A 25,550-nucleotide genomic window follows, 5' to 3' on the forward strand; every position below is an offset into this window, starting at 1 on the left:
TTTGCTTTTGGAGCGAACGCAGCCAAATTTTGTTCTGATCAAGGCGTGATGAGGGAACATAGCCTTAGCTACGTGACCGAAGAACAACGAAGAGCAGGACAAAATTTGGCAAGAGCAGCCCGAAGTGTAAAATCCCAACACGCTCTAAAGCCCCAACACGCTCTCTAAACCCTGGCACTCCGTTGCCTGAGCAGGTGGTCTGCTAAAGTTAGCGCGGCCATCGCCTCCACAATAGGCACTGCCCGCGGCACTACGCAAGGGTCGTGGCGCCCTTTCCCTTCCACGGTTACCTTTTCCCCGGCTTCGTTAACGGAGTCCTGAGCGGGGACAATCGTTGCTACCGGTTTGAAAGCCAGTCGAAAATAAATATCCATACCATTGGAAATACCGCCTTGTATGCCTCCGGAGTGATTGGTGTCCGTTACGACCTTATCGCCCACTGTACGGAAGATGTCGTTATGCTCACTACCGCGCATGCTGACGCCATCAAAGCCAGAGCCGTATTCAAACCCTTTGCAGGCGTTGATGCTGAGCATGGCTTTCGCCAAATCAGCGTGCAGTTTGTCAAACGCAGGCTCGCCCAAACCAGCCGGGCAACCGGTAATCACAGCGTTGACGACACCGCCCACTGTATCTCCGGCTTTTCGCACCTCCTTGATGTAGGCTTCCATCTGACTAGCCATGTTGGCATCCGGGCAGCGTACCGGGTTAGACTCAGTTTGCTGAAGGTCCAGTTCCTGATAGCCTTTTTCCAGCTTGAGGTGCCCAACCTGACTGACATAAGCTTTGATGTCAACGCCGTACTGCCGCAATAATAATTTAGCGATGGCACCGCCGGCCACTCTTGCCGCTGTCTCGCGGGCTGAGGAGCGCCCTCCGCCCCGGTAATCCCGCCGGCCCCACTTGGCCTGGTAGGTATAGTCGGCATGAGACGGCCGAAATTTATCGGCAATATGGCTGTAATCTTTCGAGCGGGCATCAGCATTATAGATAACCATAGATATGGGCGTGCCAGTGGTGGTGCCTTCAAAAATACCCGAGAGGAACTCCACTTTGTCGGCCTCTTTGCGCTGGGTCACGATTTTAGATTGCCCCGGCCGTCGGCGTGCGAGTTCTTCCTGCACGAAGGCCTCATTGATGCCGAGCCCGGCCGGGCAGCCATCTAAAATCAGGCCGATGGCCCGCCCATGGGATTCTCCAAAAGTCGTTATCCTGAAAAGTTGTCCGTAGGTATTGCCCGCCACAGTAGGTCGATTTAGGTTCGAAAAGCCCCAAATTTAGGTTGGGGGAGGGGAAAAAGTTAATTTAGCGGCCCAAAATTTTAAAGAAGAGCAGCCTGAAGTGTGAAATCCCAATAAGCTCAAAATAAACCTAGTGGGAACTCGACTGTTAAGAATAACTGTTTGAGCACAGAACTTGTCTGAAATCGCTATTCCAGAGCTCGTGAGTAATTTTCCGGCAAGTTCATCGCCTAAAAGAAGAAGATGCAACTGTTACCAAAAGATATTTTTGAGAAATTAGAGTTTGATAAAGTCTTGCACCTGCTGGAGCAGGAATGCATGGGCGAACCCGGCCGTGTTTTGGCGCGTGAGTTGGTGCCTTCTGACCGTAAATCTCAAATTGAAGTGGCGCTCAGCGAAGCGCAGGAGTTCGTGCGCTCATTGGAGCACAATGATTATTTTCCGGTACGTGCCTACGAATCGGTAAACGAAGAGCTGGAAATGCTCAAGGTGGAGGGCTATGTGCTGCCGGTAAAGGGGCTGCAAAACCTGAACCTCATCCTGCTGTTCACGGGGGATGTCTTCCGCTTTTTCAATGCCCGACGCCGGGAGACTTATCCAACGCTCTACAAAGTGATCCGGGACGTCTCCTTTAATGAAGACTTGATCAAGGCGATCGAGGGCGTGATCGATGAGGATGGAAATATACGCCCGGACGCCTCGCCTGAGCTGATGCGGATACGCCGGCAACTGGGCTCCAAACAAAAAGAACTGGAGCAAAAATTCCGGGTTATCATCAATAAATACCGCTCCAAGGGCTGGCTGTCGGACAATATCGAAAGTTTCCGGAATGGCCGGCGCGTACTTAGTGTGCCCTCCGAGCACAAGCGCAGTATCCGGGGGATCATCCACGATGAATCGACAACGGGCAAAACGGCTTTTATTGAACCTGACGGCATCATTGAGATCAACAACGATATTTTTGACCTGGAGACGGACGAAAAGCGGGAAATCTACCGCATCCTGCGTGAGCTGAGTGCTGAACTGAGGCCTTATCGGGAGGATATCAATATCTATCAGCATATTCTTATCCACTTTGATTTTGTACAGGCTAAAGCCCGGTTGGCCCGGCAGATGGATGCAGTGATGCCCAAGGTGCTCTTCAACCATCCGCACTTTGGGGTCAGGGAGGGGCGTCATCCTTTACTTTACCTGAAAAACAAGCGCCTGAGCAAAGTTACAGTGCCCTTCGATTTTATGCTTTTTAAGGGTAACCGTATCCTTATGCTCAGCGGGCCTAATGCAGGCGGTAAGTCCATCACCCTAAAGTCGGTTGGCCTGATGCAGTTAATGATGCAGTCAGGGCTCCTCGTACCGGTGGACCAGGAATCAGAAATGGGGATTTTTAAAGCCCTGTTCGCTGATATTGGTGATCAGCAGTCGATAGAAGATGACCTGAGTACCTATAGCTCCCGCCTGGAAAACATGCGCAATTTCCTGGAGCGGTCGGACAAAGAGACCCTGGTCCTGATTGATGAGTTTGGATCGGGCACCGACCCTAAAATCGGGGGTGCCATTGCCGAATCCATTCTCAAACAGCTCAATGAGCAGCGGATTTACGGGGTGATTACCACCCACTACTCCAACCTGAAGATATTTGCCTTCAAAACCAAAGGGATTGTCAATGCTTCCATGAACTTTGATAAGGACACGCTTTCGCCCACCTACGAACTGCAGGTTGGCCGGCCAGGTAGTTCCTATGCCTTTGAGATTGCCGAGAAGAGCGGGCTGAGCAATAAAATCCTGAATTATGCCAAGCATCAGACAGGTAAAAACGAAAAAGCAGTGGACCAGCTCCTCGTTGAGCTCCAACAAGAGAAGCAGGAGGCTGAGGAAAAACTGTCTGTACTAAACGAGCGCCAAAAGAAACTGGACCACCTGATCAAAAATTACGAACAACTCCATAAAGAGTTGGAGTACCGCCGCAAGAAAGTCAAGTTGGAAGCTAAAGAATGGGCATTGCAACAAACTTCCCGCGACAACCGGGAAATGGAAAACCTCATTCGGGAAATCAAAGAAGAACAAAACCTGGAAAAAGCGAAGCGTATTTCCCAGCAGGTCAAACAGCAACGCGGCAAATTGGCTGAACAAGTCACCGACCTGCGGGAGAAAATCTACTACGAGCCCACCGAGAAGGACAAAAAGAAAGAAGTCATTAAAGCGGGGGATTTTGTGAAAATGAAGACTGGAGGCGCTACCGGTACTGTAGAATCTATTGATAAGAACAGAGCAGTAGTCCGTATGGGCGATATGCGCATGACCATCAAACTGCGGGATCTGCAGCACGCTAATGCTCCGCTTGAGGTACAAAGCACGAAGAGTGTGAAAGCCGAAACCGCTACCACTACGGCGACCTTCGAGCCTAAACTCGATATTCGCGGCATGCGCTACGAGGAAGCACTGAAGGTGGTCGAGGACTTCGTTGATCAGGCGCTCATCGCTAATGCCAGTCACCTGGAAATTGTGCACGGCAAAGGCAGTGGTGCCCTGAGAGAGGCGGTCCGCCGTAAGCTCCGGGAGTACAGCCTTCCGATGGATATCGCGCACCCTCCTCAGGAGCAGGGTGGCGATGGGGTCACTTTAATAGAAATGTAGGCAGAAGCCCGGGCAGTATTCTTTTGCAGATACTGCCCGGGCTTGAGTTTGATTACTGTCCGCCCCCTCCGCCGTTGTTTTTCTTCTTTTTGAAAGGGTTGAACTTGTCCAGGTTATCCTTAATTTTATCTGTGGCTTTGCCACCGACCTGATCGAGGGCTTCATCGACTTTTTTCTGGGTAGCGGAGTCTACTTTATTCCCCAGTTGGTCTTTGATCGCCTGCTCCGCCTGTTTTTTTAGGTCTTCCGCAGCTTGGTCTGCCTGCGCTTTAGCCAGGTTCCTCAGAGAATCAGCTGCTTTTTGTGCAGCCTCTTCAGCTGCCTTTTTCCCTTCCTGTACTTTCTGGTTGATTTCTTCTTTGACCTGCCCCTTGGTTTGCTCAACGAGCCCACCATCTTCACCTGACTTGCCATCGAGGCCAAGCAGCTTTACCGCGACTTTCGGGTCTTCCAGAGCCCCTTTGAGGTTAATGCCGAGGTTGACGAACTCGCTCTGCCCAATGTTCAGGCCAAGTTTGGAAGCCTGAGACTCTAATAGTTTAAGCCCGCTATTGGCTGCCGCACCTAGGGCATTATTGCCCAGTTTCTCCCGGGGCACCTGTGCTTTGATGTTCATGTTCATCAAATCGGTGACGTTGTAGGTGCCGCCAATTTTCATGTCAATACCGGCTATTCTGGCATCGTATTCTTTCAGTTCCAGGGTGCCATTTTTTACCTCAAACCAGTTTTTGGTATTCTTGATGCTAATGGCCTCTTTGAGCTCCTGCACCTGCAAGGAGTTGCCGATAGCCTGCAGGGGCTTGAATTGTTGCAATACCGCATCAATGGTTTGGAGAAAGCCCTCCGCATTGATGGTGCTCAATTTTGGATAAAGGTCTTGCCCCAGCTTCCCGTCCAGGATCAGGGTGCTGTTAAACCGGCCTTTGATGTATTTACCGATTGGCGCCAGCTTTTCAAAAGTATTGAAGGTGTTGAAAGCTTCCTGAAATTGAAGTTTGCTCAGGTCATACTTGAAGCTGAAGCCGGGTTCTTCCGGATTGGTGGTTTCGTAGCTGCCGCTCATCGCCAGCTCGCCACCCAGGCCATTGGCGCGCACGTCGTCCAGAATTATGGCTTCATTAGCGATCACAAGGTGCCCGCTCACGTTTTTCAGATCAATATTTGTGTACGTCAGGTGCCCGATATTCGCCATCATTTCCATGTCGATGTTCGGTGGGACAGGAATGACGCCATAGCTTTCGCTGGATGCGTCCCCTTCGCCGGTAGCTTCCGTAGTTTCGGGCATGAACTCGTTGAGGTTAAGGCGGTTGGAGTTGAGTCGCAGGTTGCCGCCCAGTACGCCCGCTTCAAAGAGGTAGTCAAAAAACCCTGTGATCACACCATTACCGGTGAAGTCGCTTTCGCCAATTACTGCGCCAGCATCGTCTACCCGTAGCAGGTTAGGCTTGATTTCACCTCTAACCATGGCATTCTTGATGGTGTAGGAATCGTAGACGATTGTTTTAGCGTCCGCCTCCAGCTCGAAATCAAAGCGGTCAAATATTTCTGCGTCCGCTGCGGCTGTTGTGGTGTCTGTAACGGTGGCGGAAGTGGTTTCAGTATCGGTGACCCACTCACCTGCGTCGAAGAAGGTAGAGCTTGCCTTGAGCTTGCCCGTCATGGTTTTTTCCGGAGAGAAGTAGGCGAGTATGTTGTCGATCCGGCCGCTGCCCTGCAGGTCGCTTTTGCCCAGTTGAGCCTGGAAGCTGCGCAGATCTACGTACTGAGGTGTGAAGCCCATGCTGGCTTCCCTGATTTGGACTTTAGGCAGGCCGGCAGCCGCATAGATTAGATTCTCCACCTTCAGGTCGCCACTCATGTTGACTTGCTCATAAGCACCCTGCTCAATGTAAGAGAGCCGGGTATCTACGTTGAGGTCGGCGACGATGAGGCCCGCCATCTCTTCAATGCCCTCTATGGGGAAAGCCTGGCTCAACTCCGAAAGGTCAATGCGGCCTTTGGCGGCAGCCTGTACATCGGGGTCACTGATGGGCGTGCGCAGGCGGAAGCTCGCCTCAAACGGATTGTTGCCCAGGGTCATAGAAAAACGCGGGACATCCACCAGCAGGTCATCAAAATCACTGCCTGGGCTTTTGATATTGGCCCGGGTATTGATGTTGTTGATACCCAGTGGCAAGTCCGGGTACTTCACCCGGCCATCGCTGATCGAAGTGCTGATGTTGAAGGCTGGATAAGCCTCTGTGGTACCGTTGTAGGTGCCAGATACATTCCCTTCCAGGGTAAACTTGCCCGTCGCGTCCACCGACTCGTACCCCTCAATAAAGGCATTGGGGATAAGGGACAGCAGGTGCCTGAATTCATTCTGAGGGCTGTTGAACGCCAGCTCCATATTGATATCGTCCCCGTCCAGTTGCACAAAACCATCAGCATTGAGTTGCAGGGCATTGATGGTCAGTTGGTTGTCTTTGAGGGTGTATTTGCTGTTGGGGCTATCGATGTTGAAAATGGCATCGAGCTGAGCCTTAGCGGCATCCAGATAAGTGATACCGCTCTGCGCAACGGTCATGGATTCGATATCCGTCTGGGTATCGAGGTCGTAAATATCGACCGTAAAATTGCCAGTGCCGGAATGGTTCAGCCCCTTGATCTCCAGGTAAGTATCCAAGCTGTGGTCATCGTAAAGGAGGCTGCCCTCTGCGATGCTGTAGGAAGCGAGCTGAATCACCAGATTGCTGTAATCGGCCTCTGTGCCAGAGGTGTCCGCTGGGGCCTCAGAAGGCAGTGCGATATCATAATTGGCGGTACCATCCTTGAGGACGAAGATGTTGAGCTCCGGCTTTTCCAGGTGGATGGACTTCAGGGCTACGGGCTCGCTGGACCGGATGACAGACATCAAGTCGAGGGTTAGGGCAGCGTACGTGCCTTTGGCAAGGGTGACCCCTTCGAAGACGTCTTTACCGACTACTGAAAAAGAGTCAATACGGAGATTGAAGTCCGGGAAACTGCGTATGAGAGAGAGGTTGACATCCGAGAAGCTGACCTCTGCGTTTACAGTTTTGTTGGCCTCCTCCCGTGCCATAGCTACAAGTTCATCTTTAAAAAAGTACGGGATAGCAATTGCTGCTCCAAGGAATAGCACGATGAGCAGTAAAAAGGCAATTAGTAGGCGTTTAGCGATTTTCATGTTCGGGCGTTTGCTTTGTCATACAACGCTTCAAGTAGGGCAATGGTGTTATAAATGCGAAAAAAAATATACTGAGCACGAAAGCCGTACCGGATTACGTTTGGAAGGGAAAGTATACAGACACCATGAAACGATTCTTTTTCCTTTTATTTGGTTGCGCCCTTTGGGGCGGCAGCCTCGCTGCACAGCCCGATAGTGTGGTTACCAAAAGTACGGATGCCGGTGCTTTTGGCGTTACCGATGCAGATTGGATTAACCGGCTCATGCCTGTAGTGGCGGGTGTGGCTATCGATCCTGACGATAACCTGGTCCGGCAGAGTGTCAAGCCTTACATGATGCCGGTACGTAAGATCGGGGCAAAAGGATCTGCGCTGAGCTACGCGCTGGCGACTTGCCTGGAGTTCTACGTCAACCTGGAAAACAACTATAAAGATAATCTCAGCCCGGATTATATTTCTGTCAACCTTGAGAACTCCGGAAAACCGGTTAACCTCGAGGAAGCCTGCCGTTTCCTCGCGGGAGAAGGCACGGTGAGCGCAGCCATCATGCCCTACGACTCGCCCTCGGTGCCCAATTCGGTCTACGCTACGCAAAAATACCAGATCAACAATTACCTGCACCTCTTCCGGGAGACGACTAAGGGGCGGCAGCGGGTTTTCGAAACTAAAAAAGCGCTTATGCGGGGCAATCCGGTACTGATTGAGCTGCACGCCAGCCCTGAGCTCAAGCAAATGGTCCGTATCCAAACCTGGAAACCGTCCCGCAACCCCGGTACCGTTTATCCCTTACTGGTGGTAGGCTACGACGAAGTGGAGCAGGTCTTCGAAGTGATGAGCAGCTATGGCAGCACCTGGGGCAAAAGCGGCTATTTGCAAATTCGGTACGATGACTTTGGGGAGTACGCAAAAAATGGGTATGTTTTGGTGCCAAAACCAAACTATTAAGAACTCATGATGAAAGCTATCGTATTGGAAGAAAAGGGGCAGCCTGTCGTGCACCGTGATTTTGAGTCGCCCGTGCCTGCCAAAGGAGAAACGCTTGTCGCTTTGAAGGCGGCAGCCCTCAATCACCGAGACGTGTGGATTACCAAAGGGATGTACCCTGGTATTCGTACACCGGGTATTTTGGGGTCAGATGGTGCAGGGCTCGCGGATAGCCGAGAGGTGATCATCAACCCGAACATCGGGTGGGGAGATAAAATTGCCCATCAGAAGCCTGATTATACGATTCTTGGCATGCCGGCCTTTGGTACGATGGCTGAGCAAATCAGCGTACCGGCGGACCGCCTGGCGGACAAGCCCGCTCATCTCAACTGGGCAGAAGCAGCGGCCCTGCCACTTGGAGGGCTCACCGCCTACCGGGCGGTATTTACTAAAGGGCAATGCCAACCCGGGGACAAAGTGTTGATCTCGGGCATAGGAGGGGGAGTAGCCCTATTCGCTTTTCAGTTTGCCCTGGCAGCCGGCGCTGAAGTTTACGTGACGTCCGGCAGCCCCGAAAAGCTGTCCCACGCTCTGCAGATGGGAGCAAAAGGAGGCGCCAACTACAAGGAGGAAGACTGGGATAAAACGCTCGGCAAAGCATCCGGTGGCTTTGACCTGATCGTGGATAGTGCCGGGGGCGCTGGTTTTGCCCGTTTCCCCAAGATATGCAACTTCGGAGCCCGTATCGTCACTTACGGCGGTACGCAGGGCAAGGTGCCCAACTTTTCCCCTCAGTTGATTTTCTGGAAGCAAATTGCTATCCTCGGCACTTCTATGGGTAGCGACCAGGAATTTCATGACATGGTCGGCTTCGTCAATCAGCACAAAGTATATCCGGTCGTGGATCAAATTTTCCCTTTAGCGGAGGCTCCACAGGCTTTTGAGCGTATGGACCAAGGTAAACAGTTTGGCAAGATCGTACTGTCTATATGAAACGGATCGGTTTGATTTCAGACACGCACAGCCATCTGGAGGACAGTGTGTTCAAGTATTTTGAGCCCTGTGATGAAATCTGGCACGCTGGCGATATTGGCGATGCCAGGGTGGCGGACCGCTTAGCAGCTTTTCGCCCGCTTCGGGCGGTGTACGGCAATATTGACGATGGGCCACTGCGGCGGCGTTTTCCGGAAGACCTTAGGTTTAGCATAGAAGGGGTGGAGGTATTTATGACCCATATTGGCGGGTACCCGGGGCGCTACAACCGTCGTGTCTGGGCACTGCTTCAGGAAAACCCGCCTGATCTTTACATCTGTGGGCACTCCCACATCCTGAAAGTCATGCCCGACAAAAAGCTAAATTTCCTGCACGTCAATCCCGGTGCAGCCGGCAACCACGGCTTTCATCAGGTGAAGACCATTGTCCGGTTCGCTGTAGACCAGGGCAAACTAAAAGATTTCGAGGTGATTGAGCTCGGAAAACGCGGCGCCCTGCCCGCAGAATAAGGCAATTATGGGGTGGCGCTATTTCGGATTAGTCATATCCGTGTTCGCTTTGGTGTTTTCCTGTCAAGCCGGTAGCTGTTAGGGACCCCAAAAAAAGACAGGCCCGAAAGCGTTGCTCCCGGGCCTGTATAGGCTTTGCTAACTAAGAAATGCCGCTTTATTAGCGGACATCAAATTCCTTAGAGTACACATTATCTTCTGTTTCCACCTGAATGGTGTAACGCCCCCAGGGGAGGGTATCCATATCGTACCGCTTTTCAACCAGCAGGACATTGTCCAGACGCTCTTTGTATACGGAGCTGCCGTTGTTGTCGAAAATGGTAACAATCACATCATCAAGCTTTCCTGCGAAGTAGGAAACATCGACAAACTGATTGCTGTGGACTTTAAAGATTGGAGCGTAAAACTTGCGCACTTTATTAGGGTCAGCTTCAACGCCATACTTGGTGAGGTTGAGGGGCTGTACAATTTCTTGCATGGAAGTTTTAACGCTTATGTAATACTTGCCGGGCTCTAAATTATCAAGGTTGAATATCTTTGCGAAAGGCTGTCGCGCAGAGGCCTTGTCGGAAACCAGTAAAGTGCCGGACTCACCATCTCTCAGGCTAATCTCAGCATTTTCCTTGAGGTTAGTAATGGTAAGCGCAAACTTCTTTTCCGACGGGATCGCCGAGATCTTAATAAAAGGCATATAGTCTGTTGCCAGAGCTGCTGTGGCAGTACTCATCAGAAAGTATATTGCCATTGAGACGGTTATTAACTTTTTCATAGTCGTTTCGGTCTTGAGTGATTGAATAGCACATTTTCGAATACAATTACAAAATTAAGGGGGATTGGCACGGCAATCCACTATCCGATTATCGAAAAATGATACTATATTAACGTGCAAACACCGAGTGAATAATTTATGATTATGCGCATTGTTAGCCTTGAAGGAAGAATGTTGTCTTAGGCTTGGTTCTGCCCGTATTTTGTTGCTCTTAGTTAGTGTGTAAAGTACAATAATTCTGTTTTTGCTTGGTGTGTGTATCACGCTTGGAAGCCTTGGCTTTTCCGGGCTTCTACGCTTATATTGCTTCCTGAACAACCCACTAGCGGGACAGACCAATTGCTATAGCCCCTATACGTATAACCGCTCGCCACACCAGTACATTTCCGACAGGCTGCTAGAGGGCTGCTATTACTTATATTTTTTTTAAAAGACATTGAACTGTGTCAAGTCTCATTTGTTCTCGAAATTAGTATATGTCTTCAATGCTTGTTTTACACAGGTTTAGAACGACGAATACTTTAAAAAAAAATGGATTTAATACGCTAAATTAGAGAGGAATAAAATTTGTCTTAGAAGTTAGCAAGACATAAATATCGCATATGATTCCTTTTTTTTCCATTGAAAAACACTATATTAGCGATGGAAATAAAAGTTTAGTCTGTTTGCAAAGTTGTATTCGAGACTATTTACCCTTCTAGTTCTTTTTTTGAGACAAATTGTTTTCCCAGACTAACCCTGAAATAACCATCTGCCTTAAGCTTAAATTTCTAAGCTTGCCCTTCATGGTCAGTCTTCATTCTGAAGGCTTTCAATGATTAGGCAATTTTGTCAGGTATTGGAATTTTTAGATCCCTCTCCTTGCTGAAGTGTTTTTTACGAAGGTAGGAAAGGTAATATCAACTGAGTGTTACATTATGCAAAAATCAAAATCAAACACGTCTGAAGGTACAGTTCAGACAGACGACAAAGTTCCAAAGGTGAAATCCTTTTGGAACGAAAAGTGGGCTTCCGTAGACTTCGGTCGCGAGACTAAGACCTGTAATTATGAAATCTCTTGTTTCGGTAGGATTAAAAGTGTTGAAAAAGTAACCGGACGGGAAAGATTACTTAAAGGGGCTAAAGCTCGTGGCGGGTTGGTTATGCTTAATCAGAAATTGAAGGACGGAAGCACGGGTATCGTGTATATCCATCGCTTCGTGGCGGAGGAATTCGTCGACAAAGAATCTGATGAGCAAGATTATATCCTTCACAAGGATTATGATAAAGCCAACAACAACTGGACTAACTTAGCTTGGGCTACCGAAGATGAATGGAAGGTTTATCAAAAAAAGAACCCTAACCATAAGGGCCGGCCAGCCAGGACTAAAAATTACAAGCTTACGGAGACGCAGGTCCGTATGATGAAAAAACTGCTCAAAAGAGGCAAGACCAAACGGAAAATCATCGCCAAGCAATTCGGCGTTTCCGAAAACTGCGCTTATAAAATTGAAAAAGGTATCCGTTGGGGTCACATCGTTGTGAATGACGATGATGACGATGATGATATGCCAATGGAAGAGCAGTCCTAAAATAAGAGAAGAGTAGCTGCTGGCTACTTTACTTTCTGCATCTTTGTACCTGTGGCGTAAGCTACTTGGCATGAATAGCTATATCACTATTTATCAAAGTACCGTATTTTACAGGTTAACTTTTCAGATGTAATTAAGCCACGCTTAACGGTTCTTAATCACTTTGAGATTAGAGAGGCGCTAAGCGTGGTATTTTTTTTATACAGTAGTCAATATCAGGATTTAAAGGATAGTTTAGGGTGTCGTAATTAGTTTTTAGGCAAGCTCAGGCATGGTCTAAGTCAAGCCCTATTATTCCAATTAAGGCTGATCATTGTTTCCTTGTTTTGTTTCCTTTACCTTTGGATGCCGTTAAAAAATAAGTAAAGAACAATGAGTCAACAAGCCTTCGATAAGTTATGGAAAATGATAGGGCTGCGGTATACGTCCCACCCGTGGCATGGTATTTCTATTGGAGAGGATGCCCCGGAAGTGGTGACCTCCTTCATAGAAGTGATCCCTTCAGATACCGTTAAATATGAAATTGATAAAAAGACAGGCTATCTGAAGATTGACCGACCTCAGAAATTTTCCAATATCGTACCTGCACTATACGGTTTCATCCCTCAAACCTACTGCAAAGACGAGGTCGCCGATTTCTGCATGGAAAAGACTGGCCGGGAAGATATTGTCGGCGATGATGACCCTCTTGATATTTGTGTGCTGACAGAAAGGGAAATTACCCACGGTAATATCATCGTCCGGGCCATTCCTATTGGTGGGTTCCGGATGATAGATGGGGGAGAAGCCGATGATAAGATCATTGCAGTATTGCGTGAAGATGAGGTCTATGGATCCTGGAGGGATATTTCTGACTTGCCGGAAACCGTCATTAACCGGTTGAAGCACTACTTCCTGACCTACAAGCAGCTACCGGGGGAGGAGCCCAAATGCGAAATCACCCATACCTACGGCCGCAAAGAAGCGATTGAAGTCATTGAAGCGAGCATGCGCGACTACAACAAAGTTTATGGGGACCTGGAAGAAGCACTTTCCCTTACGCTATTCGAAGCCTTCAATTTTAGTAACCGGCAGCAAAATATGCTGAAAGACATCGATTAATTGTGCAGGAGTATTGCTATTCTTGTCGCGATCGCAATTGGGCTTTGTGTGCCATCTGCAGCGCAATTCACCTTTATCATCCGGTACAACCTGATGGTGATGCTGTTTTTTGCCTTCCTTGAGGTAAAGCTATCCTTCAGCTTGTTCCACCGGCTTCACCTTAAAATTGCGGCATTTAATCTTTTGTTGCCGCTGTTGTTCTACTTTGCCTTCTGCCGTTGGCAGCCTGCCATAGCTGAAGCGATATTTGCCATCGCTTCTGCGCCTACCGCTGCTGCCGGGCCCGTTATTGCCAGTTTTCTGGGGGCAGAAGTAGGTTTTGTGACCACTTCCGTGCTGTTGACGAGCCCACTCGTAGCTTTGGTACTGCCTGTTACGGCGAGCATAATCCTTGGTGGCGGAACGGCATCTTTTTCGTTTCTGGATATTGCGGTGCCCATCGCATCGCTTATATTTATTCCGCTCAGCCTGAGCCTGTTATTGCGCAGGATTTGGCCAGAAGGCGCGCAGGGGGTCAGGAAATATCAGTTTTTGTCTTTCCGGTTGTTTTTGGTCAATGTCTTTGTAGCTGCCGCTGCTGCATCCGAATATTTCAAGGGGCAGCAATCAGAGCAGGTTGGAGTGATCATTGGGATCGGTTTCACCATTGGTGCATTATGCCTGCTTCAGTTCAAAGCAGGGGAGTGGTTGGGCCGCAGCCACCTGCCTCTGGAGACCGGGCTGGCACTAGGCCGTAAGAACACCATGTTCAGCCTTTGGCTGGCCCTGACCTACTTTAGCCCAGCTGCAGCCCTGGGGCCTATTTTTTATATCCTGGCCCAGAACCTCTACAACTCCTGGCAGATTTACAACTACCGGCGGTCGTCAATTACCGGTTCAAAGCCCTGATTGATACCGCGTTCCATTGGCGGGATGCCTTTTTCCATCCACCTCGGTTTGGGCGCATTCAACAAAAAATAATCAAAAAACTGCTGCATGCGCTGCATAAAGTCGCGGCGGTTCTCCTTGCCCATCACCCAGTGCGGGTTTTCATTGTAATTGAGCAGCCACGCCGGTTTGTTCAAGCGGCGAAGCGCTACAAAAAACTCAATGCCCTGGTACCAGGGCACCGCACCATCCTCATCATTGTGGAGGATCAGCACCGGCGTATTAATCTTATCGGTATAAAAGAGGGGGGAGTTTTCAATATAACGCAGCGGCTTTTCCCAAAGGGTACCACCAATCCGGCTCTGGCTTTTTTCATACTGGAACATCCGGCTCAGTCCACTGCCCCAACGAATACCTCCGTAGGCCGAAGTCATGTTCACGACCGGAGCGCCTGATTCTGCACACTTGAAAAGATCGGTCTGTGTAATCAGGTAGGCTACCTGATAGCCGCCCCAGCTGTGCCCCTGCACCCCGAGCCGTTCCTTGTCGACAAACCCTTTGTCCAGTAGGGAGGTCACTCCGGTGGTTATGGCATCGAGGGCACTCTCTCCCGGATAACCGATACGATAATGAACATCCGGGATGAAGATCACATAGCCCCGGCTGGCGTAAAAGGAAAAATTGATGACCGACCGGGGGTAGGCAGGAGTCCAGTGGCGATGCAGCCGGTCTGCATAGCGCTCATAAAAATAGGTCATCATCGGGTACTGAAGGCCGGGGTCGAAGCCTTCGGGTTTGATCAAAATACCTTCCATCTTCTGCCCGTCAGCTCCTGTCCAGCGGTAAGGCTCGGCAGTGCCCCAGCGGAATTTTTCCTGCTGTGGGTTTGCATTACTGACTTTAGTAAAGCTGGTCAAATGATCATTACTGGTCAAAAGGTCCGGAAAAACCTCGAACCGCTCCCTGGAAAAGAGGTAGGCATCTGCGTTACGGGCTTTTTGAACCCTGCGGTCATAACTGAAAGCCCCATACTGCACCTGGTCTTTTACGCCCGTATGGATATTGAACCAAGTATACCCGGAAGACTTGTCAGACTCATCAAAGGTGTGGAACAGCATAGGTTTCACTTCTTCAATCGACCGTTCTTCCGGGTCGAGTTTGATGTACCGGTACCGGGTTTTTGACGCCCTTCCTTTGGTCAGGTTGTTAGAGGCCAGGCTTACACGGGGATCTACGAGCCAAACATCATAGCGGTCATAGATCATAATGAAGTCATCATCGGTCGTCCAGCCGGCGGTGCCGTGTGGGGAGGGGTGCATAGGATGGTCGTCCAGTTCATCGTAAAGTGGTACAGGAATATCCTGAGCAATCTTTCGGGTTGCCCTCTGGGGAATATCGTAAACCACCCAAGCTGTATCTGCAACATTATACCAATAGGCATATTGCCCCATTGGCGAAAGGCTTGCCCGTCCCGGTAAGTTTTCTGCAATACGCTGCCGGCTGCCGGTTTCCACATCCACCAGGTAGAGGTCGTTGCGTTGCGGGAAACCTTCCCAGCTGATTAGTTGCAGGTAAGGGGTTTCGTCTTTGCCCAGGGCATAACGGGCATTGCCTTCATCGCCGGGCATTAATTCGGGCACTTTCTGGTCAGCGAGCTGCAATAAGCGGCGGGTATCAGTATGGAAAACGGCACGGTAGCTCCGCTTTCGGTTGGCTTCAAGCAGCTCTTCTTCGTGTGTGTACAGCCTTGGGTCCTGGCTTGTCCAGACTTCTACATTTACAATTTCTTCTTCCAAAAGGCTGGTGTCTTTGAGGATTGGTGGGGGGCAGGTGCCAAAAAACAACCGGTTGCCATCTTCCGAAAAGGTCAGGTCACCATGCTCGCTGAGCAGCCAGCCCTCAGGTAAAAAGGCGGAGGTGGAGTCCGCGATCGCCGTGGCTTCTTTCTGTTGGGTTTTCCAGTGCCATAGCTCATAGGGCACCACCCGGAACTTGGTGGTGTCGCGTACCGCCAGAAAACCCGCTTGCGTGCCATCCTGGCTCAGGCTCAGTTGAGTGTAGTGCCCTTTCCCGGTCAGCAAGGGGGTCAATCGGGCCTCTGGCCCGTCGTACAGATAAACACCCTGCTGAAAAGTGGAGTCGTCTCCGGTGGAGTGGATCAGAAAGCGGGGCGATTCTTCTGCTGCAATAAAGTCTTTGACGTATGGAATGGAATCCTGCTGCCCGGTCCGAAGGTTCCGTATAATGAGCAGGCTGCCGTGGTCTTCATTTTCCGGTTTGACCTTCACGCTATCCGGGAGTGAGGTATCTCTTGGGGCGGGCAACAACTGATAAGCCATCCAGCCTTCCCACTTCCCGGGCATCAGAAAGCGCTTCAGGCGCGGGACTTTGGTTATGCTGCCTGCTCTTAATTGCAGGATGGTGAGCGTGTCTTTGGGCAGGTCTTTATCTTTGACTTTGGCCCGGCGCATGGCTTTGAGGCTATCTGCTGCGGGGCTGGTATGGAACGCAGCTACCCGGCTGTCTGCACTGAATGCAGCATTATGGCTTCTGGTAAACTCCTGTTTTGCCTGCTGCCCCTGATTGTAAATGACCAGCGTGGGGTCGCCCTGATTCGGCCTGCGCTCATAGCTGACCCAATTGCCATTGGGTGAGATGGTTGCATCATCAATACTGTTCCATTGATCTATATCTTCAATGGTGAGGGCTGGCTTCTGGCTAATTGCGGTCAAGGTCAGGCTTAACAAGAAAAAGGTGGGCAGTAGCTTTAAAAACATGGTTTTAGGTTTGTATTGTTCTCCGTCCGTATCCAAAAATACTGTACGGTTTGGACTCCTCCTATTTTTCGAACCGAATTAGGTCTGCACCGGGCTATGGGCATTACGCAACAGCGCAGGCAGAGCGTTTTTTCTTTGAGCCCAACGACCTCCGCTGTACGGCACTGCATTAGTGGAGTTGCTGGTTTTTGAAGGTGTTGCTGGTCAGGAGTTTGGCAATGCTGCTGCTCTCCAGTGCAGCGCGCAGGTGGTCAGCATGCCGGTCGTGGTGGAGGTCAGTGCCCAGGTAGTCGATCAGGCCGGCTTTGAGCAAAGCCACTGCATTTTCACGGGTCGGTTTCCCGTAATAACCGGTTAGCGATAGCGTATTGAGCTGAAATTCACAACCCCGCTCTTTCAATTCATGATATTTTTTAAAATTGTCATGAAAGAAAAGGTAGCGCTCAGGGTGGGCGAGCAGTGGGCGATAACCCTTGGTTTGCAGTCGGAACAGGTACTGCTCGAGTTTGGGCGGAGCGGAGATGAAACTCATTTCCACCAGGACCCGGTTGCCGGGCAGCGTGAGGAGCTCACCTTCTTCAAGCAAGGGCTCAAACCCTTCATCCATCAGGTACTCCGCTGCGGCGTCTATCGTAATGTCGATGCCAGCTGCGGCAATCGCTTTTCTGACTTCCTCCAGCTTTCCCCGGATGATCGAAGGCGTGTTGGGGTAGAGGTCTGCCATTATGTGAGGGGTAGTAATGAGGTGCCGGTACCCCATCTGCTGTAGTTGAGTGATAAGGCTCAGGCTGTCTTCGATATCCTTCGCCCCGTCATCAATCCCGGGCAGGAGATGAGCGTGCATGTCGGTACCCAGGAATGCGAAGTTGCCAAGCGGCGGCGTTTTTTTGAAGAGATTGAACATGAGGGATTTTGTAGTATTGCAACTATCCCGCAAAGGTAGGAAAATTGCCGGGGACCCAATGCCCCGGCTCAAAGTATGTTTGGAGGTGATTTGGAACGTAAAGCTGCTCCAAAATGCGCTCAGGGTTTAGGTTTTGACAACGCCCTTGAAGTACTCCATGGTGATTTTCAGGCCTTCCTCCCGGCTTACGGTAGGTTTCCAGCCGAGGATTTCGCTAGCCTTGGTGATATCCGGCTGACGGACTTTCGGGTCGTCTTTCGGAAGCGGCTTGTAGGTGACTTTTGCATCCGGGTTGCCGACGAGGGCAACGACTTCTTCCGCTACTTCCTTGATGGTGATTTCATCGGGGTTACCAATATTCACCGGCAAGTGGTGGTCGCTCATCAATAAGCGGTAAATGCCTTCCACCAAATCAGCTACATAGCAGAAGGACCGGGTCTGGGAGCCGTCGCCAAAAACGGTAATGCCTTCGCCCCGGATAGCCTGTGAGAAAAAGGCAGGCAGCGCCCGTCCATCGTTGACCCGCATGCGCGGGCCATAAGTGTTGAAAATACGGATGATCCGGGTTTCCACACCATGAAAGTTGTGGTAAGCCATGGTGATGGCTTCCAGAAAGCGCTTGGCCTCGTCGTAGACGCCACGTGGTCCTACCGGGTTCACATTGCCCCAGTAGTCCTCTTTTTGAGGGTGGATCAGTGGGTCGCCATATACCTCGGAAGTCGAGGCTACCAAAATACGGGCATTCTTGGCTTTAGCCAGGCCCAGGAGGTTGTGGGTGCCCAGCGCGCCCACTTTCAGCGTCTGAATGGGCATTTTGAGGTAATCAATAGGGCTGGCGGGCGAGGCAAAGTGGAGGATGTAGTCGAGGTCACCGGGTACGTGCACAAACTTGGTGACATCATGGTGGTAGTAATCAAACTGCTTGAGTGGAAAGAGGTGCTGTATGTTATCGAGGCTACCTGTCAGCAGGTTGTCCATAGCAATAACGTGGAAACCTTCTTTGATGAAGCGGTCGCACAAATGAGAACCCAGGAAACCGGCAGCACCGGTTATTAATATTCTTTTCATGGCTGAGATTTAAATCTTTGGTCTTGATAAAAGCAACCCTCCGCGGCAACTGCCGGGGAGGGAATATGGGTTTAAGCTTCTGCTTTGTGTAGGACTTTGTTTCGGCCGATACTATCGTAGTAGAATCCTTCGGCTTCCATGGTCCTGGGATCGTAGATGTTTCTGCCGTCGAAGATGACCGGCTCGCTCAGCAGCTCTTTAAGCACTTTGTAGCTCGGTGTCCGGAATACAGGCCACTCAGTGATTACGGCGAGGGAGTCCGCACCAATCAACGTCTCGTACTGCTCAGTGGCAAATGTGATCCGGTCTCCAAATACTTTCCGGACATTATTCGTGGCTTCGGGGTCAAAGGCTTTGATGGAAGCACCGGCGTTCAGCAATTCCTCGATAATGGTCAGTGCAGGTGCCTCGCGGATATCATCAGTATTAGGTTTGAAGGCCAGCCCCCAGATGGCAATAGTCTTGCCTTTCAAATCGCCACCGTAGTAATCAATGATTTTCTGGCTCAGAATATGTTTCTGTTGTTCATTGACACTCATTACAGAATTAAGGATACGGAAATCATAACCGTTCTGACTTGCGGTTTTTGCCAGTGCCTGAACATCTTTAGGGAAACAAGAGCCCCCGTAGCCTACTCCAGGGAACAGGAAGCGCTTGCCGATGCGGTTATCGCTGCCCATGCCCAGGCGGACCATGTCGACATTAGCCCCGACTTTTTCGCAGAGGTTGGCGATCTCATTCATGAAAGAAATCCGGGTAGCGAGGTAAGAGTTGGCAGCGTACTTTGTCATTTCAGCAGACCGCTCATCCATGAAATAGACAGGGTTGCCTTGTCGAACGAATGGTTCGTAAAGGCGAGACATCACTTCTTTGGCACGCTCAGAAGACGTACCGACGACTACCCGGTCCGGGCGCATGAAATCATCAACAGCCACGCCTTCCCGCAGGAATTCAGGGTTGGAGACCACATCAAAGAGGTCTTCGGAAAGCTTATCAGACAGTATCGCATGTACCTTTTCTGCTGTACCTACCGGTACTGTACTTTTATCGATCACAACGGCGTAGGATTCGATAATTTCAGAAAGGTCAGCGGCAACGCCCATGACATAGGACAGATCAGCTGACCCATCCTCGCCCGGTGGCGTTGGCAGTGCTAAGAAGATCACTTCTGCATCTTTGATGCCATCATTCAGGGAAGTAGTGAATTTTAGCCGCCCCTGACGCGTGTTGCGGTCAAAGAGGGTATCAAGCCCAGGCTCGTATATCGGGATTTCTCCCTGCTTCAGGCGCTCTACTTTTTTTGCGTCAATGTCAACACAAGTGACGTGGTTGCCGGTTTCTGCAAAGCAGGTACCCGTTACGAGCCCTACGTAGCCCGTTCCAATTACAGCAATATTCATGGTGTTAAATTATGTTGTATAGATAATGAATGCATATTTGTCTAATCGCATCAATGCTCAACTTAGTGAAGTTGAACCTGAATAAATGAACGGGTGTCAATATGCCCGGTTGGATGTACAATAAGAAGTACTTTATGGCAAGCCGTACTTCATCCGAGCCACCAGTGTTGTTCGAAAAGAGATGTTATCGCAGCAGTCTCGAAGGTTTGAAGTAGTGACATGCAATTTAGGGGATTAAACCTTTACATGCAAACTCAGCATTGATAATTTGTATGTAAAGCACCCCTGCAATCAATACGTTATATTTTAGGAGTTTGTTACAAATAAGGGTTACACCGGGCTTATTTGGGCTCATTGTCTGTACGGGCACTGCCTGGGCGTATTCTCCGCAGCAGGGCAGGGTCAATATCCATGATTAAGGAGAAACCCATATTGTCCAGTTCGATCACAAAATTCTTATCGTTTTTCCGGTCTATCAGGATACCTTTCATGCCTGTCAGATTGCCGCCCAGGATTTCGACTTCGTCCCCGCTGCATAGGTTCAGGGACTTGCTTTCCAGAGCTTCTACTTCAATACCTTCACCCACGACCAGGCGCATGATGTCGATTTCGGTCTGTGGGATAGAAATGAGGTTGCGGGCAAAGCGTACGAATTTGATCACGTCTTGTGTTTCCAGCACCGGGATATACTGCTTCTTTTCGATTTTCACGAAAATATAGCAGCTGATAAGAGGGAGCTCCAGGTGTTTGACTTTTCGGGTATAGCGGCGGGTTACTTTTTGAAGCGGCAGAAAGTACTCAATGCCTTTTCGCTCAAAGTGGCGAGCCACCATTTTTTCCCGCTTGTAGTTTGTGTATACGGCAAACCATCTGGCTTCCAGCTGGCTGAGGTGGTTTTCTGGCTGTTCTTGGATTGCTGTTTTCATTGGAGATTCTTTTGTTATTTAGAAATACCAGATTTCAGGATTATGATGTGAAGGGAGTCGCCTGATAACAAGCATTTAAAGTCTCCAGTAAGTAAGCCCGGCCTCCGCTGCCGGTTTTTTGTAAATAGCCTTGATATCCATGAGTATGGGGTCGTCTTTACAGATGGATTTGAAATAGGAAAAGTCCAGCTTTTGGTATTCCAGGTGGTTGACCGCAACAATGACGGCATCATAGTCATCTGATATGTTATCCACGAGGGTCAGTTTGTACTCTTTGGCGACCTCATTCGGGGAGGCGTAGGTGTCCGTAATATGGACATTAATGGAGTACTGCATGATTTCCCGGGCCAAATCGGCTACCTTGGAGTTGCGGATATCCGCCACGTTTTCCTTAAAGGTGATACCCATGATGAGCACTTTAGTCTGGCTGGGGTTTTTACCTTTTTGTATGAGCATCTTCGTCAGCCGCTTGGCGATGAACCCTGGCATACCGTCATTGATACGGCGGCCACTAAGGATCACCTGTGGGTCGTAGCCCAGCTGCTTGGCTTTATGCGTCAGGTAGTAGGGGTCTACACCAATGCAGTGCCCGCCTACCAGGCCGGGAGAAAACTTAAGGAAGTTCCACTTGGTCCCCGCAGCCTCCAATACCTCATTCGTGTCAATGCCCATCATGTCGAAAATAATGGACAGCTCGTTGACAAAAGAAATGTTGAGGTCACGTTGCGTATTCTCAATCACTTTAGCCGCCTCTGCCACTTTGATAGAGGGCGCTTCGTAAATGCCCGCTTTGATGATGGCACCGTAGGTTTTGGAAATCTCCTTCAGCGACGCTGCATCACAGCCCGAGACAATCTTCAGGATTTTCTCAATGGTCCGTTCCTTGTCGCCCGGGTTGATCCGCTCTGGCGAATAACCGATCTTGAAATCTTTGCCCAGTTTAAGCCCGGACTCTTCCTCCAGGATAGGCAGGCAGTCTTCCTCCGTACAGCCCGGGTATACCGTGGATTCAAAAATGACGTAGTCGCCTTTTTTCAGCACTTTGCCCACTGTCTTTGAGGCGGAAAGTACCGGGGTCAGGTTGGGCACTTTACTCTCGCTTACGGGAGTCGGTACCGCTACAATATGGAAGTGGGCTTCGCGGAGTACTGCGGGGTCCGAGGTGAAGGTGATCCGCTTATTCTCAAAGGCACTGCTTTCCAGTTCTTCGGAGGGGTCCTCATGGTTTTTCATCATTTGGACACGCTCTTCGTTAATATCAAAGCCGATCACTTCAAAGTCGCGTGCAAACTGCAGGGCAAGGGGAAGCCCGACATAGCCGAGGCCTATGACTGAGATTTTTTTCTCTCGTTTTTTAAGTGCATCAAACATAAAAATAGGAGTCATTAAACGGTGAATGGATTGGGGTCAGTTTCCCCGTTTCAGGAGTTAAAAAAAGCTTTCACCTGATTGGTGATATATTCGAGGGCAGCCGGGTCCAGCTCAGTGTGCATAGGCAAAGAGATTACGGATTGACAAAGCGTCTCGGTTACAGGAAGGGCGTCAATCTGTTGATCCATTGCTTTCATATAAGCCTTTTGCTTGTAGAGGGGCACCGGATAGTAAATCATACTCGGAATGCCGACTTCCTGCAGGTGTTGCTGCAGCGCCTCCCGCTTGCCATTAGCTACCTTAAGGGTATACTGATGAAAAACATGGGTCGACTTCGGGTCGCGGACCGGTGTCTGCAACTCCGCTATACCTTCAAATGCCCGGTCGTAGTAATCGGCAGCCGACCGGCGTGCGGCAGCATAGGCATCAAGATGGCCGAGTTTGATATCCAGGATTGCGGCCTGTATACTGTCGAGGCGGGAGTTGACGCCTACCATGTCGTGGTAGTAGCGTTTCACCTGCCCGTGGTTGGCGATCATCTGCAGTTTTTTGCCGAGCGCTTCGTCATTGGTATAAAGTGCGCCCCCGTCTCCGTAAGCTCCCAGGTTTTTGGAAGGGTAGAAGGAGGTACACCCGATATGCCCGATAGTACCGGTTTTTTGGGTGTGCCCGTCTTTAAAGGAATAATCGGCACCAATCGCTTGTGCATTGTCTTCAATAACCCACAAGCCATGTGCTTTGGCCACCTCCATGATGGGCTCAAGGTCGCAGCTCTGCCCAAACAGGTTTACGGGCACCACAGCTTTGGTTTTGGGCGTGATCGCCGCCTCAACAAGCTCGGCAGTCACATTAAAAGTATCCGGGTCTACATCCACCATCACTGGCTTGAGGTTCAAGAGTGCTATAACCTCAGCCGTAGACACATAGGTGAAGGCCGGTACAATCACCTCGTCTCCCGGCTGAAGGCCTGCTGCCATGAGTGCAATTTGCAGGGCATCCGTACCATTAGCGCAAGGGATGACGTGGCGGGCATCAAGGTAGGATTCCATGTGTGCCTTGAAAGACTTTACAGCCGGGCCATTGATGTAGGCGCAGGACCGGAGGACCTCCTGAACCGCAGCGTCGATCTCCGGCTTCAGCCGCTCGTATTGCGTTTTGAGGTCTACCATTTGTATGTTCATCTTCACATCAGACATATTTCGTTACTGTTTTTGTAGTTGCTGTTAATTTAAATGTTTCAGTGCTTTTTCAGCTACCGTTTCCCCAATGGCCAGTGAAGCCGTTGCGGCGGGGCTTGGCGCATTGCACACATTGATCACGCCTGGCTTTTCCAGAAAGAGGAAGTCGTCAATCAGTTCTCCGTTTGGGCCGCAAGCCATAGCCCTGACTCCGGCACCGCCTCTGACCAGGTCCGCTCCGGTGATTTCAGGGATCAGGTGCTGCAGGGCACGGACAAATGCGGATTTAGAAAACGACCGGTAGAGTTCGCCCAGGCCGTCCCGCCAGTATTTCCGGGCTATTTGTTGAAAGCCGGAATAGGAGAGCGTTTCAAAAAGCTCCCGGAGGTCAACATCATAGCGGCTGTACCCTTCGCGCCGGAAAGCCAGCACCGCATTGGGCCCGGCTTCAATGCCCCCGCTAATCATCCGGGTGAAATGCACACCGAGGAATGGGAAGTTGGGGTTGGGTACCGGGTAAATCAGATTATTGACTAGGTATTGTTTTTCCGGGCGTAGTTCGTAATACTCGCCGCGGAAGGGGATGATTTTAAGGTTGATTGCCGGCATCGTCATCCGTGCGATCTTGTCGGAATAGAGCCCGGCACAGTTGATGACCAGCCGGCAGTTGACCTCTCCGTGGTCCGTCACCACGGTCACTTGCCCGGGTCGAAGGTCGATATCCTGTACGGTATAGCCCGGTAAAGCTTCGCCTGCTCTGCGCTGAACCAGCTCCAGGTATTTTTCTGCAACCGCGCGGTAGCTGATGATGCCCGACTGCGGTACCCAAATGCCCTGTATGGCGTCTACATGAGGTTCGATTTCCCGGCAGGCTTCCCGGCCGATCATCCGGATGCCCTCAAGCCCATTTGCCTGACCGGTTTTCAGAATGCCTTCCAGGGCGGGGACTTCCGCTTTCCGGGTCGCCACGATGACTTTTCCGCATACCTCATGAGGAATTCCGTGCGCTTGCGCAAAACGGAGCAGATAGTCATAGCCCCGGCGGCAGTTGAGTGCTTTAGACCCTCCCGGCGTATAGTAAATACCCGAGTGGATCACCCCACTGTTGTTACCGGTTTGATGCCGCGCCACACCCGCCTCCTTGTCGATAACGGCAATACGGAGCCCAGGCTGCTTCTCAGAAAGCTGATAAGCAGTAGCTAAGCCTACAATGCCGGCACCGATTATAGCGACATCATACTGCATTCAACTCGTTTTTACTTTATCGAAGTAAAGGAGCATAGGTTCGGGCTTGAACCGGTCCAGCATGATTTCTGAAAACTCTTCAGCTTCGTACAGGAGGTAACGGATTTTCCGGTTGATCATTTTCTCAGCTTTCTCTACGAGGCTGAGCAGGTAGCTGCGGTCTATGGTGCCAATGATGAGCAGATCTATGATGGTGCTGTCGATCCCTTTGGAGAAATCGCCAATCAGGTATACGCGTTCCACATTACCCAGGCGCCGGATCACCTGCTCCACGACCCGGTCTATACCGATTTGCTTCAGCAAAATATTATGAATCTCCCCGAAGAGCGGGTGTTGGTCATTAGCCCGGAACATCTTTTTATTCCCAACGGTCTCTGAGCAAAGCATGCCCGCTTTCTCAAGCCGGTTGAGCTCTACCCGTATGGCATTGGAAGACTCTCCAAACTCCTGTTGCAAGCCCCGCAGATAACTGGTGGTATTGCTGTTGATGAAAAACTTCATCAGCAGCTTAATACGTGTCTTGGAAGAGATTAAAGTTTCGATCATTATTGAGTAATAAAATTACTCAAGCTTGGTGAAATAAGCAAGCTAAAGCGGTGAAAAAAAGCTGTGATTATTAATTGTCGACCTTTCCGATAGGATAGTATCAGGAAAAGAACGAGCAATAATGTTGTTCAGTCTTTTAGTGTTTTGCAGACACAATTTTAGTAAATAATCTGCTGAATGCCAGCATGATTTTGTAAAAAAGTGCCACAAATCATGAACCTTTTTACTCCTCCTCCCGCGGGCCCGCTATTGGCAAGGGTTTTTAGCGCTTTTGTTGGGGGGGGTACACTTCGGGCTGCGTTCGCTCCAAAAGCAAAATCCCAACAAGCTCGTATACTTCGGC

19 protein-coding genes are annotated in these 25,550 nt (G+C 50.2%); 7 read left to right on the top strand and 12 right to left on the bottom strand.

The window, feature by feature from the left end; genetic code table 11:
* Positions 1-164: 164 nt before the first annotated feature.
* Complete coding sequence (gene aroC / locus RIC19_RS04900; RefSeq protein ID WP_350177177.1) at positions 165-1,244, bottom strand: chorismate synthase; 1,080 nt, start codon at positions 1,242-1,244, stop codon at positions 165-167.
* Between the two features lie 240 nt (positions 1,245-1,484).
* Here aroC and RIC19_RS04905 point away from each other — a divergent pair, with 240 nt between their 5' ends.
* Positions 1,485-3,875, top strand: coding sequence for an endonuclease MutS2 (locus RIC19_RS04905; RefSeq protein ID WP_350177178.1), 2,391 nt, complete (start codon positions 1,485-1,487; stop codon positions 3,873-3,875).
* 52 nt (positions 3,876-3,927) lie between these two features.
* On the opposite strand, the gene RIC19_RS04910 is transcribed toward RIC19_RS04905, so the two are convergent.
* Positions 3,928-7,059, bottom strand: a complete 3,132-nt coding sequence (locus tag RIC19_RS04910) for an AsmA-like C-terminal region-containing protein (RefSeq protein WP_350177179.1) — start codon at positions 7,057-7,059, stop codon at positions 3,928-3,930.
* 125 nt (positions 7,060-7,184) lie between these two features.
* On the opposite strand from RIC19_RS04910, the gene RIC19_RS04915 reads away from it, so the two are divergent.
* From RIC19_RS04915 to RIC19_RS04925, 3 genes are read left to right on the top strand one after another with little or no spacing between them, the layout of a single operon-like run.
* Complete coding sequence (locus RIC19_RS04915; protein ID WP_350177180.1) at positions 7,185-8,003, top strand: C1 family peptidase; 819 nt, start codon at positions 7,185-7,187, stop codon at positions 8,001-8,003.
* 6 nt (positions 8,004-8,009) lie between these two features.
* Entirely contained in the window at positions 8,010-8,975 is a 966-nt protein-coding gene (locus tag RIC19_RS04920; protein ID WP_350177181.1) for a quinone oxidoreductase family protein, read from the top strand.
* Positions 8,972-9,484, top strand: a complete 513-nt coding sequence (locus RIC19_RS04925; RefSeq protein WP_350177182.1) for a metallophosphoesterase family protein — start codon at positions 8,972-8,974, stop codon at positions 9,482-9,484. Before RIC19_RS04920 ends, RIC19_RS04925 begins: the two co-directional genes overlap by 4 nt.
* A 160-nt stretch (positions 9,485-9,644) precedes the next feature.
* Here the strand turns inward: RIC19_RS04925 and RIC19_RS04930 are convergent, their stop codons facing one another.
* Positions 9,645-10,253 (bottom strand): PPC domain-containing protein, encoded by a 609-nt coding sequence (locus tag RIC19_RS04930; RefSeq protein ID WP_350177183.1) that lies wholly within the window; start codon positions 10,251-10,253, stop codon positions 9,645-9,647.
* Between the two features lie 917 nt (positions 10,254-11,170).
* Between RIC19_RS04930 and RIC19_RS04935 the strand changes: the two genes are divergently transcribed.
* From RIC19_RS04935 to RIC19_RS04945, 3 genes are all read left to right on the top strand, one after another.
* Positions 11,171-11,824: an NUMOD4 domain-containing protein gene (locus RIC19_RS04935; RefSeq protein ID WP_350177184.1), complete on the top strand. Its 654-nt coding sequence runs from the start codon at positions 11,171-11,173 to the stop codon at positions 11,822-11,824.
* A gap of 372 nt (positions 11,825-12,196) precedes the next feature.
* Entirely contained in the window at positions 12,197-12,925 is a 729-nt protein-coding gene (locus RIC19_RS04940) for an inorganic pyrophosphatase (protein WP_350177185.1), read from the top strand.
* A gap of 48 nt (positions 12,926-12,973) precedes the next feature.
* Positions 12,974-13,813: a hypothetical protein gene (locus RIC19_RS04945; RefSeq protein ID WP_350177186.1), complete on the top strand. Its 840-nt coding sequence runs from the start codon at positions 12,974-12,976 to the stop codon at positions 13,811-13,813.
* Here the strand turns inward: RIC19_RS04945 and RIC19_RS04950 are convergent.
* The 9 genes from RIC19_RS04950 to RIC19_RS04990 form a co-directional block, all read right to left on the bottom strand.
* Positions 13,777-16,569: an alpha/beta hydrolase family protein gene (locus tag RIC19_RS04950; RefSeq protein ID WP_350177187.1), complete on the bottom strand. Its 2,793-nt coding sequence runs from the start codon at positions 16,567-16,569 to the stop codon at positions 13,777-13,779. The two genes, RIC19_RS04945 and RIC19_RS04950, sit on opposite strands and share 37 nt — an antisense overlap.
* Before the next feature lie 169 nt (positions 16,570-16,738).
* Complete coding sequence (locus tag RIC19_RS04955) at positions 16,739-17,473, bottom strand: tyrosine-protein phosphatase (RefSeq protein WP_350177188.1); 735 nt, start codon at positions 17,471-17,473, stop codon at positions 16,739-16,741.
* A gap of 126 nt (positions 17,474-17,599) precedes the next feature.
* Positions 17,600-18,541 carry a UDP-glucuronic acid decarboxylase family protein gene (locus RIC19_RS04960; protein ID WP_350177189.1) on the bottom strand — a complete coding sequence of 314 codons (942 nt, stop codon included), beginning with the start codon at positions 18,539-18,541 and terminating at the stop codon, positions 17,600-17,602.
* Between the two features lie 71 nt (positions 18,542-18,612).
* Positions 18,613-19,941 (bottom strand): UDP-glucose dehydrogenase family protein, encoded by a 1,329-nt coding sequence (locus RIC19_RS04965; protein ID WP_350177190.1) that lies wholly within the window; start codon positions 19,939-19,941, stop codon positions 18,613-18,615.
* Positions 19,942-20,282: 341 nt separating this feature from the next.
* Complete coding sequence (locus RIC19_RS04970) at positions 20,283-20,867, bottom strand: UpxY family transcription antiterminator (RefSeq protein ID WP_350177191.1); 585 nt, start codon at positions 20,865-20,867, stop codon at positions 20,283-20,285.
* 75 nt (positions 20,868-20,942) lie between these two features.
* The gene (locus RIC19_RS04975) at positions 20,943-22,238 is read right to left on the bottom strand and encodes a nucleotide sugar dehydrogenase (protein WP_350177206.1); all 1,296 of its coding nucleotides are present in this window, start codon (positions 22,236-22,238) and stop codon (positions 20,943-20,945) included.
* A gap of 50 nt (positions 22,239-22,288) precedes the next feature.
* A complete protein-coding gene (locus tag RIC19_RS04980; protein ID WP_350177192.1) occupies positions 22,289-23,434 on the bottom strand; it encodes a DegT/DnrJ/EryC1/StrS family aminotransferase in 1,146 nt (381 codons plus the stop codon).
* Between the two features lie 27 nt (positions 23,435-23,461).
* Positions 23,462-24,661, bottom strand: a complete 1,200-nt coding sequence (lhgD, locus tag RIC19_RS04985) for an L-2-hydroxyglutarate dehydrogenase (RefSeq protein WP_350177193.1) — start codon at positions 24,659-24,661, stop codon at positions 23,462-23,464.
* On the bottom strand, positions 24,662-25,207 hold the full coding sequence (locus RIC19_RS04990) for an ArsR family transcriptional regulator (protein WP_350177194.1): 546 nt from the start codon (positions 25,205-25,207) through the stop codon (positions 24,662-24,664).
* Between the last annotated feature and the right edge of the window lie 343 nt (positions 25,208-25,550).

Origin of the sequence: Phaeodactylibacter sp. (assembly GCF_040219495.1) — a bacterium.
Classification (GTDB): Bacteria; Bacteroidota; Bacteroidia; order Chitinophagales; family Saprospiraceae; genus Phaeodactylibacter.

Bases quoted from the DNA above. Each gene is read 5' to 3' on its own strand.
- RIC19_RS04905 (WP_350177178.1), top strand. From the start codon at position 1,485: ATGCAACTGTTACCAAAAGATATTTTTGAGAAATTAGAGTTTGATAAA.
- RIC19_RS04910 (WP_350177179.1), bottom strand. From the start codon at position 7,059: ATGAAAATCGCTAAACGCCTACTAATTGCCTTTTTACTGCTCATCGTG.
- RIC19_RS04915 (WP_350177180.1), top strand. From the start codon at position 7,185: ATGAAACGATTCTTTTTCCTTTTATTTGGTTGCGCCCTTTGGGGCGGC.
- RIC19_RS04920 (WP_350177181.1), top strand. From the start codon at position 8,010: ATGATGAAAGCTATCGTATTGGAAGAAAAGGGGCAGCCTGTCGTGCAC.
- RIC19_RS04925 (WP_350177182.1), top strand. From the start codon at position 8,972: ATGAAACGGATCGGTTTGATTTCAGACACGCACAGCCATCTGGAGGAC.
- RIC19_RS04930 (WP_350177183.1), bottom strand. From the start codon at position 10,253: ATGAAAAAGTTAATAACCGTCTCAATGGCAATATACTTTCTGATGAGT.
- RIC19_RS04935 (WP_350177184.1), top strand. From the start codon at position 11,171: ATGCAAAAATCAAAATCAAACACGTCTGAAGGTACAGTTCAGACAGAC.
- RIC19_RS04940 (WP_350177185.1), top strand. From the start codon at position 12,197: ATGAGTCAACAAGCCTTCGATAAGTTATGGAAAATGATAGGGCTGCGG.
- RIC19_RS04950 (WP_350177187.1), bottom strand. From the start codon at position 16,569: ATGTTTTTAAAGCTACTGCCCACCTTTTTCTTGTTAAGCCTGACCTTG.
- RIC19_RS04955 (WP_350177188.1), bottom strand. From the start codon at position 17,473: ATGTTCAATCTCTTCAAAAAAACGCCGCCGCTTGGCAACTTCGCATTC.
- RIC19_RS04960 (WP_350177189.1), bottom strand. From the start codon at position 18,541: ATGAAAAGAATATTAATAACCGGTGCTGCCGGTTTCCTGGGTTCTCAT.
- RIC19_RS04965 (WP_350177190.1), bottom strand. From the start codon at position 19,941: ATGAATATTGCTGTAATTGGAACGGGCTACGTAGGGCTCGTAACGGGT.
- RIC19_RS04970 (WP_350177191.1), bottom strand. From the start codon at position 20,867: ATGAAAACAGCAATCCAAGAACAGCCAGAAAACCACCTCAGCCAGCTG.
- RIC19_RS04975 (WP_350177206.1), bottom strand. From the start codon at position 22,238: ATGTTTGATGCACTTAAAAAACGAGAGAAAAAAATCTCAGTCATAGGC.
- RIC19_RS04980 (WP_350177192.1), bottom strand. From the start codon at position 23,434: ATGTCTGATGTGAAGATGAACATACAAATGGTAGACCTCAAAACGCAA.
- lhgD (WP_350177193.1), bottom strand. From the start codon at position 24,661: ATGCAGTATGATGTCGCTATAATCGGTGCCGGCATTGTAGGCTTAGCT.
- RIC19_RS04990 (WP_350177194.1), bottom strand. From the start codon at position 25,207: ATGATCGAAACTTTAATCTCTTCCAAGACACGTATTAAGCTGCTGATG.